Source organism: Mycobacterium appelbergii, assembly GCF_032883035.1.
Lineage (GTDB): Bacteria > Actinomycetota > Actinomycetes > Mycobacteriales > Mycobacteriaceae > Mycobacterium > Mycobacterium appelbergii.
In genome coordinates, this window is record NZ_JAMQTH010000021.1 from 1 (window position 1) to 11,348 (window position 11,348).

The 11,348-nt window shown below is 65.2% G+C and carries 9 protein-coding genes; 4 read left to right on the forward strand and 5 right to left on the reverse strand.

The features are described 5' to 3' along the window. Nucleotides 1–73: 73 nt before the first annotated feature. The gene (locus M1247_RS33795) at nucleotides 74–406 is read right to left on the reverse strand and encodes a hypothetical protein (RefSeq protein ID WP_317160814.1); all 333 of its coding nucleotides are present in this window, start codon (nucleotides 404–406) and stop codon (nucleotides 74–76) included. A 205-nt stretch (nucleotides 407–611) separates the two neighbouring features. On the opposite strand from M1247_RS33795, the gene M1247_RS33800 reads away from it, so the two are divergent. After that, complete coding sequence (locus tag M1247_RS33800) at nucleotides 612–1,781, forward strand: sensor histidine kinase (RefSeq protein ID WP_317160916.1); 1,170 nt, start codon at nucleotides 612–614, stop codon at nucleotides 1,779–1,781. A gap of 5 nt (nucleotides 1,782–1,786) precedes the next feature. On the opposite strand, the gene M1247_RS33805 is transcribed toward M1247_RS33800, so the two are convergent. Beyond that, nucleotides 1,787–3,373: an LCP family protein gene (locus tag M1247_RS33805; RefSeq protein ID WP_317160815.1), complete on the reverse strand. Its 1,587-nt coding sequence runs from the start codon at nucleotides 3,371–3,373 to the stop codon at nucleotides 1,787–1,789. Between the two features lie 145 nt (nucleotides 3,374–3,518). Between M1247_RS33805 and M1247_RS33810 the strand changes: the two genes are divergently transcribed. Then, the gene (locus tag M1247_RS33810) at nucleotides 3,519–4,535 is read left to right on the forward strand and encodes an aldo/keto reductase (protein WP_317160816.1); all 1,017 of its coding nucleotides are present in this window, start codon (nucleotides 3,519–3,521) and stop codon (nucleotides 4,533–4,535) included. 3 nt (nucleotides 4,536–4,538) lie between these two features. On the opposite strand, the gene M1247_RS33815 is transcribed toward M1247_RS33810, so the two are convergent. From M1247_RS33815 to M1247_RS33825, 3 genes are read right to left on the reverse strand one after another with little or no spacing between them, the layout of a single operon-like run. Then, nucleotides 4,539–5,159, reverse strand: a complete 621-nt coding sequence (locus tag M1247_RS33815; protein ID WP_317160817.1) for an NAD(P)H-dependent oxidoreductase — start codon at nucleotides 5,157–5,159, stop codon at nucleotides 4,539–4,541. A gap of 2 nt (nucleotides 5,160–5,161) precedes the next feature. Then, nucleotides 5,162–6,064 (reverse strand): mycofactocin-coupled SDR family oxidoreductase, encoded by a 903-nt coding sequence (locus M1247_RS33820; RefSeq protein WP_317160818.1) that lies wholly within the window; start codon nucleotides 6,062–6,064, stop codon nucleotides 5,162–5,164. A 51-nt stretch (nucleotides 6,065–6,115) separates the two neighbouring features. After that, complete coding sequence (locus M1247_RS33825) at nucleotides 6,116–7,900, reverse strand: thiamine pyrophosphate-binding protein (RefSeq protein WP_317160819.1); 1,785 nt, start codon at nucleotides 7,898–7,900, stop codon at nucleotides 6,116–6,118. Nucleotides 7,901–8,042: 142 nt separating this feature from the next. Between M1247_RS33825 and M1247_RS33830 the strand changes: the two genes are divergently transcribed. Further along, nucleotides 8,043–9,605: a PucR family transcriptional regulator gene (locus M1247_RS33830; RefSeq protein WP_317160917.1), complete on the forward strand. Its 1,563-nt coding sequence runs from the start codon at nucleotides 8,043–8,045 to the stop codon at nucleotides 9,603–9,605. 180 nt (nucleotides 9,606–9,785) lie between these two features. After that, nucleotides 9,786–11,348 carry an FAD-dependent oxidoreductase gene (locus M1247_RS33835; RefSeq protein WP_317160820.1) on the forward strand — a complete coding sequence of 521 codons (1,563 nt, stop codon included), beginning with the start codon at nucleotides 9,786–9,788 and terminating at the stop codon, nucleotides 11,346–11,348.

The window sequence follows — 11,348 nt, forward strand, 5'->3', positions numbered from 1 at the left end:
TCTGGACCAAGACTGCCGACCAAATCTTCACCAGCATCGGCAACTACTGCATCAGAATTAATGACTCAGGACACTAGGCCTTCTTGGCCTTCTTGCCGGCAGGGTCGGAGACCGAGGCGAGGTTGGCTTTCTTGCCGGCAGGGTCGGAGACGGAGGCCAGGTTGGCCTTCTTGCCGGTGGGCTTGACCGAGGCGAGATTCGCCTTGGTGGCGGTCGGGTCGGAGACCGAGGCAAGGTCGGCCTTGCAGCACTGGGAGACCGAGGCGAGGTTGGCTTTGGTGTTGGACGGCGTGGTGTCCGCATTTGCGAGGCCGGCCAGGCCGATTGCCGCGGCGCCGAGGATCCCGGCGGATACGGCGGGGACGGCCAGGTAGCTGGTGAACCGGCGGATGATCTGAGTGCTCATGTGGATTCTCCTCTGTGAGTGTTTGTTTCGGTTTTCAAGTTCCGGTCTTTCCGGTAGCAACAACTGTGCCGCGCCAACACCGCGGTGTATGTCGGGCGAACAGGCCACGGAACGGATGAATCGCGTGTCCCCCGATCAGGGGACATGGGAACCGGTTGCTGTGGAAAGGTGAGTGCATGGTCGGCGTGGAAATGCCCGCAGCGTGATGTATTCACTGGCCCGGATCGTTGATCACCTTGCCAGCGAGCCCGTCCGGGTCTGGGCCTGTCTGCGGTTGCCCCTGGTCGCCCTGATGGTGCTGCGGGTTTACGCCGCCGACGTGGTGCATTGGCTGCCGGTGGTCTATGGCGTAGTGCTGGGAGCCTATGCCGCCGCCGCGCTGGTGTGGTTGGTGATGGTGCTGCGTAAGCCGGTGCCGCCGTGGGCGGCCTGGGTTTCGACGAGCATCGACGTGCTGGCCGTACTGGCGCTGTGTGTGGCATCCGGCGGTGCGACCGCGGCACTGCTGCCGTTGTTCTTCCTGCTACCGATCTCGGTCGCTTTCCAGGACCGCCCGAGGCTGACGGCAGCCCTTGGAATCATCACGGCCGTCGGCTATCTCGTGGCGTGGGTCGTCTACTCGATGCGGGACGACGCAGTCGAGATGACGAGAGTGGTGTACATCCAATTCGCGTTCCTGCTGTGGCTGGCAGCCGCCACCAGCGCCCTCTGCTTCGTTCTCACCCGCAGGTCGAACCGCGTCATGGCGCTTATGGAGATGCGGCGACAACTGGTCTCGGAGTCCGCGCGTGCCGAGGAACGGCAGAACCGGGAACTGGCCGAGCATCTGCACGACGAGCCCTTGCAGACCCTGCTGGCCGCACGACTGGTGCTCGATGAGGTACGTGAGCGGGTGCCCGACCCGGGGCTGGACATCGTGCACACCGCGTTGCAGGAGACCGCCGCGGGAATGCGTTCGACGGTGACCGCATTGCATCCCCAGGTGCTCGCCCAGCTCGGTCTGACCGAGGCGATCCGAGAATTGGTGCGTCAGTACGACAGTCGCGGGGACTTCATCGTCGAAGCCGAACTCGACGAGGTCGGACCGGCGGACTCCCAGGCGCTGCTGTACCGCACCGCGCGGGAGTTGCTCAACAACATCGCCAAGCACGCGGCGGCGACGGTGGTCAGGGTGACGTTGTTCCGGCAGGGCGACCGCATCGTTCTCGAGATCGCCGACGACGGCGCCGGGTTCGATCCGGCGATCGTCACCCAACGGGTGGCGGAGGGGCACATCGGGCTGGCGTCCCTGCTGGTCCGCGTGGAGGCGACCGGCGGTGAGATGCACATCAGTTCACAGCCAGGTGCCGGCACGCAGGTGACGGTGACGCTGTAGCCGGCTCACTTCACGCACGGCACACCGGATGCCGTCATCCGCGTCAGGTCGGTCGGCGCCGGGGTGTAACTCCCGGTCGCGGTGGCTGCCACCGGAGTGACCGGGGTGCTGGCCGTGGTGGTCGTGGTGGTGGTCTCCGACGTCGTGGTGGCGTCGAGCGTGGTGGTGTCGAGGTATTCGTCGCCTGGGAAGTCGGTGCCGATGGTCAACTGCACCGTGCCCGCGGCCACCTGCTCGGAGGCGGTGGCGGTGACCCCCAGATCGTCGGCCAGCCCGTCGGCGGCGGCCTCGGCTCCCGGCCCGTAGTCGATCGTGGTGACGGCGGCCAGCGCCTCGGCATCACCGATCTGCCCGGGGGTGAACCCGTTGGCGGCGAAGGTGGTCTCCAGTTGGGCGGCCAGACCGGTGTACGTGGACGCATTGATGACGTCGAGGATCGCGCCGTGCCCGTCGAGATCCGCCGCGGCGGCCTTGGTGGTCGGCGCCGACGACGCCGAATCCGACACCAGATCCTTCACGATGGCGCGGATCGTGGGCACGTCGATGATGTTGATGTCCTCGCCGAGGTAGTTCTGCCCGAACTCCTGGATCGGCAGGGTGTAGAGCGTCGGCGGGTGCTCTGTCAGCGCTGAGGCGCGGCGGGCGAAGTTCGCCAGATCGAAACCGGCGTCGAGGGCGACGTTCTGCTTGGTCACCGCCAGCAGGTTGCGCAGGGTGCTGGGATTGTTGAGCGCTCCACTCTTACCGAGCGCCGAGACCAGCGCGGCGATGAAGGCCTGCTGGCGGCGGGTGCGGTCCAGGTCGGTGAAGTTCTCGTCATTGATGTCGCGTCGCTGCCGCACGAAGGCCATCGCCTGGGCAGCGTCGATCTCCTGGACGCCCTGGCGAAAGTCAGCTCCGGAGTAGGGATCTGACGTGTCGGCATTCAGGCACACGGTGATCGGCGCGACGGCCTGGGCGATCTGGAAGAACGCGCCGAGGGTGACCTCGACGAAGTGATCGATCGGGATTCCCAATAGGTTTCGCACCGTGCGGATCTGCGCCTTGCGGCCGGCTTCGCGGGCCTGCTGTTCGTGGTCGACCATGTCGCCGGAGTCGGATTCCAGGGAATCCATCGTGTTCTGATAGGCGAATCCGTAGGCCTGTTTGATCTTGCCTTTACACGGGCTGACGTCGCAGCCGGCCAGGTCGACGTAGTCGTCGCGAGGTATGGAGAAAGCGGTGGCGGGGCTGCCGTCGCCCGGCAGGTGGACCACGATCAGCACGTTGGCGTTGTAGCCGCCCACGGTTTCGTCGCCGGCGTGCAGTGCCTCATAGATGTCCTGGGGCAGTGGGTTGCCGTGCTGATCGAGTCTGCTGTCGAGCCCCATGATGAGGATGTTCTCGGTGTCCCCCGTCGAACTGGGATCGCCGTCGAGCGCGTTGGAGGTGGTGATGCCATCGAGCACACCGCGGTAGGTGACCCAGCCCATGCCGGTCCCGGCCAGCACGGATACCGCGGCCAGGGCGACGGCCACGCGGCGTGCGATCAGCGCCCCACGACGGGCTGCGCGGCGGTCCAGTCGGTGCCGCGCATGGGCAGGTTGAGTCATATAGGAGCTCATTATCCGCCCTCGAGGTGGGCGGCTCACCATCGCTCCCATACAACCCGACTTGCGCACAACGTGCAAAACCGGCTCCCGATCCTGCCCGATCTGTGTCGGTTCGGTCGGTCGTGCAGTCATTACTGTCAGGACCATGCAGGTGACCGACATCAGAGTGCACGCGCGTACGGGTCTGCCCTTCACGGCAGTGGGGTATGGCGGTGCCCCCATCGGGAACTTCAACGGGGTGTTCACCGACGCGGCGGCCTTCGAGATGGTTTCTCAGGCATGGGCGCAGGGCGTCCGCTATTTCGACACCGCACCGGGATACGGCAACGGGTTGAGTGAACATCGCCTAGGCCATGCGTTGCGCGGCCACGACCGTACGGAGTTGGTGCTCTCGACCAAAGTCGGTCGAGTCCTCACGCCGACGATGAACGCGCCCTCGAACAACGGCCAGTACCAGGACATTCCGCCCTTTGTCGCCACCTACGATTACACCTACGACGGCGTGATGCGGGCAGTGGAACAAAGTATGCAGCGGATGCTGACCGACCGGTTCGACATGCTGTTCATCCACGATTGTGACCGCTATACCCACGGCGATGCCCACTCCGAATATCTCCGCCAGGCCATCGTCAGCGCGTTCCCGGCCTTGGAGTCGTTACGTGACCAGGGGGTGGTGACGGCCATCGGGTTCGGCGTCAACGAAACCGATGTGATGACCGAGGCCGTGAAGGCGACCGATTCCGACCTGTGCCTGCTCGCCGGCCGGTACACCCTGCTGGAGCAGGATCCGCTCGATGCACTGCTACCGATCTGCGAGGAGCGTGGCATCGGACTGGTCCTGGGCGGCGTCTACAACAGCGGAGTGCTCGCGACGGGTCCGATCGACGGCGCACGCTTCAACTACGGCCCCGCACCGCGGGATGTGCTGTCCAAGGCGAAGCGTCTGGAGGATATCTGCGGCCGATATCGAGTCGAACTGCCCGCGGTTGCGCTGCAGTTCGCATACGCCCACCCTGCGGTGAGCAGTATCTGCATCGGAGCCCGTAATGCGGATCAACAGCAGCGCAACGCCGACCTGTTTGAAACAGCTGTGCCACAACAACTGTGGGATGATCTGCGCGCCGCTCAATTGATCCGCGAGGACGCGCCCACGCCGTCCTGACGGTTACGGGCCGTCCCAACTGTCGACCGACGCGAAAAGCTCGTCGCGGACCAGCCCGAGCGGGCGATGGAAGTCTCCCGGAGCGGCAGGCGGTTCGGTGTGGACGACGAAGCCGTGGACGTTCATGGCCATGAAATCCCCCAGAATGGTGAACAACGGGCCGAGGACGAAGTCGGTTCGCGGGTCGGTTCCGGTCGGTGTTGCCCGGGCGGATACGACGATCACCGGCTTTGCCCGCAGCGGAGCGATGCCCTCGTCGGACGGAGATGTGGTGCCGATGACATGCACATGGTCCAGCCAAGCCTTGAGCGTGGACGGCATCGAGAAGTTGTACATCGGTGCGCCGATCACAATCCCTGCGGCAGCGCTGAGTTCACTGATCAGCTCCTCTTGGAGCCGAAGCGCTTCGGGTGCCGGGCTGATGCCGTCCGTGGGGCGCCGTGAGTCGCTGAAGTGGAGGTGGTTCGTGGACAGATGCGGTAGTAGATCGGTGTGCAGGTCACGTCGGCGAACTTCGCGATCGGGACCAGCTGCAGCCCAACGCTGTACGACCTCGTCGGTGAGCAGACGCGATGTCGACGAGCTGAGGTCGGCGGAGGAGTCGAGCTGCAGGATGTAGGCCATGATCAGGTGAGTTTAGAGGGCACCTGCTCACCTCGTCGGGTGGCGTATTCGGCGGGCGGGTGCGGCGCCTTGAACGGGTTCATGGCGCCGGCATCGATGATGTGTGCGGTTCCGGTGATGTAGCGGCCGTCCTCGCCGGCCAGATACAGGACCGCGTTGCTCACGTCGACGGGATCGAGGAACGGAATCGGTAGTGCGTGCATCGCGGTCAACGCGGGCAGCGCATCCTCCTGCGAGGCGCCGTCCTTGCCCCCTGCGAACAGCCGGTTGTAGCGAGGATTGTTGATCATCAATGTGTTCACATTCGTCGGGTTGATCGAGTTCACCCTGATCCCGTACGGCGCAAGTTCACCCGACAGTGTGCGCATCAAACCGTTAACGCCGTGTTTGGATGCGGCATAGTGACCGACGTTGAGTTCGACGGTCAGTCCGGAGATCGAGCTGATCAGGATGATCGCGCCGCCCTCATCCTGCTGCAGCAGCGTCGGCACGGTGGCTTTGACGGTCTTCCACACCCCGGTGAGGTTCACATCGATCTGATCCTGAAATTGCTGCTCGGACAGCTCCCACAGCGGCGCGGTGTCGTTCAGGGTTCCGGCATTGGCCACTACGATATCGAGCCGGCCCAACTGTGAAACACAGTCGCTGACAGCAGCTTCGAGTGCGGCGAGATCACGGACATCGACCTCGGCGGCCGCGATGCGTCGCCCCCGGCTTTTCACCAGATCGACGGTGGTGACGAGATCGTCGGAATCAGCCATCGGATAGGGGACGGTATCGATCTGCGCGCAGATGTCGAGCGCGATGATGTCGGCCCCCTCCTCGGCCAGCCTCAGGGCGTGCGAGCGGCCCTGGCCACGAGCGGCGCCGGTGATCAGCGCCACCTTTCCGTCCAATCTGGGCATGGATGTACTCCTCGGTGATGGGACCGGGCTGAATCAGCTTGTGACGAAGTGCTATTGGTGTTGCTCGCGCGAGCGCAGTGTCCGGTACTCGTCGGCACGCTCGTCGGTGATGTGCGGCAGGGGCGGGAAGTCCAGCCAGCCGGGGACGAATGGGCTGGCCAGGTCCCGGTCGGTGGGCACCTCGACCAGGACCGGCGCCTGCGCATCGAAGGCCCGCTTGAAGGTGGGCTCGAGGTCGGCGGCGTTTTCCACCCGGAACGACTCAAGGCCGAACGACTTACCGAGGTCCTTGAAGCTGGGGCTGTACGGACTGCCATCGGGCCGATTGAATTCCGTGCCGATGATCCGGTCAGTGGCGTTGCGCTGGCCGCCGCGGATCGAGATGTAGCCGGAATTGTCCTGCACGATGAACACCACCGGGATGTTGTGCTGGATCGCGACGCCGATCTCCTGTGCGGTCATCAGGAAGTCGCCGTCGCCGGTGATGCTGGCGACCTGACGATCCGGTGCGGCCAACTTCGCACCGAGCGCGGCGGGCACCGGCCAGCCCATCGAGGAGAAGCCCCCGGTGGTGAGGTGAGTGCGGGGCTCGTAGACCGGGAAAGTCTGCTTGACCGCGCCCTGCGTGTTGCCCGAGCCGACCAGCACGATGCCGCTGCGGTCCATCACCTGGCGAAGGGCCGCGAGTGGTCGCTGCAGGGTGAACGGGAAGCGGTCGTTGTCGCGGCGAGAGGAAAGCTCGTTCTCCCAGTTGGCTTTCCGCTCGGCGACCTCCGCGAGGTACTCGCTGCGCTCGGCTTTCGCGGGCAGCGAGTCCACGATCGCGGCCACCGCGGGCTTGGCGTCGGCGAGGATGCCGACCTCGGCGGGGTAGATCTTGCCGATCTCATGCGGGTCGATGTCGATGTGGATGAGCTTGGCCGGCGGGAACGAGAATGACTGGCCCTGGGCGTAGCTCGACGCCGACCAGTCGGTGAACCGGCAGCCGATGGAGACCACAACATCGGCGTTGGCGGCCAGGTAGTTGCCGTGGATGGTGCCGGTCTGTCCGACGCTGCCGACGAACAGGTCGTGGTCCTCAGGGAAGGCGCTCTTGCCGTTCCAGGTTGTGACCACCGGAATGTCGAAGCCCTCGGCCAGTGCGCGCACCTCGTCGGTGGCATACGCACTGATCGCACCTCCGCCGACGACGATCACGGGTCGCTTCGCCGTGGCGAGCAGATCGACCGCCCGGCCGATCGCCTCAGGGTCCGGATACTGCAGGCCGACAGGCAGGCGCCGGGCCAGGTCGTGGAAGTTCACCTCCGCGGTCTCGGCGTGTAGGTCCCACGGCACCTCGATGTGCGCCGGGCCCCGGCGTCCGGTCAGCATGGTCGAGAATGCCCGATGCATGATGAACGGGAGATCCTCGATGCTGTTGGCCACCCAGCTGCGCTTGGACACCGCCTCGGCCACCTGCGGAAAGCCATTGTCCTTCTGGCGTTCCAACTCCTGCAGGACACCGCGCCCACGCATGTGTCGGGGCGGTCCGCCGGTGATCACCAGCACGCTGGTCGAATCGCTGTACGCGGTGGCCAGGCCGAGGACGGTGTTGGAGGCGCCGGCACCGATCGAGGTGACCGCGCACATCGGTTTACCGGACACGCGGTAGTAGCCGTCGGCCAGGTGTACCGCACTCTGCTCGTGGTAGGTCTGGATGAAAGGAATCCTGGATTCGTCCTCGTTGAACGCGTCCATCAGACCCCAGATGCCGTGCCCGGGAATGCCCGCCGCATACGGGACCCCGTACTCCTTCAGGATGCGGGCGATGACCTGACCGCCGTTGAGCCTCGGCATGAGATGTCCTTTCGGTTCAGGGGAGAGAGCTGTGTGACCTTGCGACCAGTCTGCTCAGGGTGATCCAGATCTCGTAGACTCGATCTGCGCAGTAGGTGGGATTTATTCTGCACAAAGTGATCACAAAGGGTTGGTGACGTTCATGGTGATGACGGTCCGGGCCGCGCTCGACCTCGAAGTGTTCACCCGCGTGCCATTGGAAATCTACGCTGGTGTGGAAAATCTCGGCCGCGCCATCCGGTGGGTTCACCCGACTGAAATCCCTGATATAGCAAAGTTTCTCAGCGGGGGTGAGATGTTGCTGACCGCCGGGCTGGGCATCGGATCGACAGCCGAGCGGCAACGCGAGTACATCACACAGATCGCCGATGCCGGCGCCGCGGTGCTGATCATCGAACTGAGCGGCCGTACCTTCGACACGATGCCCGACGCGCTGATCGAAGCCGCCAGGGGCCGCGGGTTTCCGCTGGTGGGCCTCGATGGTGAGTTGCCGTTCGTCGAGGTGTCCGCGCAAGTACACGAATCGATCGTCGATCAGCGAGTGCTCGATCTGAGCGCTTACGAACGACTCAACGCCAGCTTCATGCAGTTGTTGCTGGCCGGCGGCGATCCGGCGCTGTTCACCGATGCGTTGAGCGCCGAGGTCGATCATCCCGTCGTCTTGGAGGACGCAACCCGCCAGGTCATCGCGTATTCCGGCGGCACCCCTGCCGGCGACGAGGTGCTCACCGAATGGGAGCACCACTCGCGGATCGACCACGATTCGGTGACGACCGACGGCAATGTCAACGAGGCCCACAACTGCACCCGCCGCGCTGTCGTGCTGCGGGGCGAGCGTTGGGGATGGCTGCATGTGCTGCACGGGGGCACCGCGGTGGTGGGCACCGCCGCCTATGCCGTAGACCGCGCCACCGACGGCATCGCCATCGCGCTCCTGGGCGCGCGTGAGAGTGGCGCCAGGTCGGCGCAGCGGCAAAATGCGCTGGTCAGCAGGCTGCTGCTCGGCGACATCACCGGCGACGCATTTGTCGGCCGGGCGTTACGGATCGGGCGCGACCTGCGTGACCGCGCGCTGCTGGCCGTGTTCGTGTGCCGGGAGAACCCGGCGGGAAACACCAGCGACGAGGCGATCGAGGAGTTGTGTCGCACCCTGCACGTTCCCGCGGTCGTCGCCGACCTCGGTGAGCACACGCTGGCGATCATGGGCCTGTCCAGGACCAGCTCGGAGAAGCAGGTCGTCGAACGGTTGACGGCGTTGAACGTGCGGGCCGGGATCAGCAGGCCGGTCAGCGCGAGCCAGCTGTCCGCCGCCGTCGAACAGGCACGTAGTGCGGCCTCGGTCGCGGCCGCGCGCCCCGACAAGCAGGTGCACCGGTTCGACGACCTGGGCGTGCTGCGGCTGTTGGCATCGCTGGCCGGCGGTCCTGAACTGGCCCGTTACATAGAGGACGAGCTGAGTCCGATCCTCAAACACGATGCCAAGGCGACGAACCCGCTGCTGCCGACTCTGCGGACCTACCTGTCCTGTGACGGCAACAAATCGCAGGCGGCTCAAGCCCTGTTCGTGCAGCGGCGGACCTTGTACTACCGGCTGGAACGCATCACGAGTCTGCTCGGACGGTCTCTTGATGACCCGGATACCCGGCAGGCCCTGATCTTCGCGGTGCGCGGGCATGATCTGCTGCAACGCCAGGACCAGCACTGAACCAGCACTGAACCGGCATTGAATCGGCGCTGACCGACACCGTTGCACACTATGCGCACTGAAGCCTGACAGGGTTGCGCAGACTGGGCCTCGCGGAAGTTCACGGGCGGTTCTAGCTTTGACTGTGTCGCCAGGCGACAAGCCCTTTTCATCCTCTCAGCCCAGAGGAGCTGTCTTCACATGGCCATTCCCGTGGCAGCCGTGCATTCCCAGGTCGTCGCCGAACCACCCGAGATCCTTGAGACCGATGTCGCGATCATCGGCTCCGGCATGGGTGGCGGCACCCTGGCCTACGCCCTGCGTGACTCCGGCGCCCAGGTACTGATCATCGAACAGGGCGACTTCCTGCCGAGTGAGCGGGAGAACTGGTCGTTCGACGCCGTCCACACGCACGGCCGGTACAAGAACTCCGCGCCGTGGTACGACGCGACGACCGGGAACAACTTCGTACCCGGCAACTACCACTTCGTCGGTGGCAGCACCAAGCTGTACGGCGCCACCTTGCCGCGGTTCCGGGAGTGCGACTTCGACACCATCGAGCACGTGGACGGGGTGTCGCCGGCCTGGCCGATCAGCTACGCCGACCTCGAACCGTTCTATGGCGAAGCCGAGCAACAGTTCTGGGTGCACAGTAACAAGGGGGAGGACCCCACCGACCCGTGGCGTTCCACCGACTATCCGTTCCCGGGTGTGCCGCACGAAGGGGCGATGGCGCGACTGGTGGAAAGTGCGAAAAGGCAGGGGCTCCACCCCTTCTCGGCACCGCAGGCACTGGACCGCCGCCCCGGCGGCGGGTGCGTTCTGTGCTACACGTGCGACTCTTTCGCCTGCCTGGTGGATGCCAAGGGAGACGCCGATGTCGCCGCGGTGCGTCCGGCGTTGCAGGCAGAGTCGGGCAATGTCCGGTTACTGACCAATGCCGAAGTGACGCGGCTGGACACCGACGCCGACGGTCGCCGGGTCACCACCGCGCAGATCCAGCACCGGGGCCGCCCGATCCAGGTGCGGGCGAAGCGTTTCGTCGTCGCCTGCGGGGCCGTCAACACCGCGGCGCTGCTGCTGCGGTCAGCGTCGCAGAAACATCCACGCGGGCTCGCGAACTCCTCGGATCAGGTGGGCCGCAACTACATGGCGCACATCACCACCTTCTTTCTCGCCATCGATCCGCGACGCAAGAACGAGGCTGTCTACCAGAAGACGATCGGCATCAACGACTGGTACATGGCCGGGCCGTCGAACAAGTACCCGCTCGGCAATGTCCAGGGCCTCGGTAAACTCCGTGGGCCGCAGGCGAAGATGGGGCAGCCGCGGGTCCCGATGCCGATCCTCGACGAGGTCACCAAGTACACCCTCGACCTGTTCATCCAGACCGAAGACCTGCCATTGCCGGAGAACCGGGTGACGCTGAACGCCGCGGGCCGGATCGAACTGTCGCGACGCGAGACCAACCTCGCAGCGCACCACGAGCTGATCGCGAAAATGAAGAAGGTGGTCCGCAAGGCCGGGTTCCCCGTGGTCCTCACCCGCAGCCTCGGAGTCGAGGCCACCTCCCACCAGTGCGGCACCGCGGTCATGGGCAACGATCCGGCCACCAGTGTCGTCGACGCCGATCTGCGTGCCCACGACCTCGACAACCTGTGGATCGCCGACACTTCCACGTTCCCGTCCTCGGCAGCGGTCAATCCCGCGATCACCGCAGCTGCCCTGTCGCTCCGTCTAGGCCGTTCCGGCGCCCTGATCTAG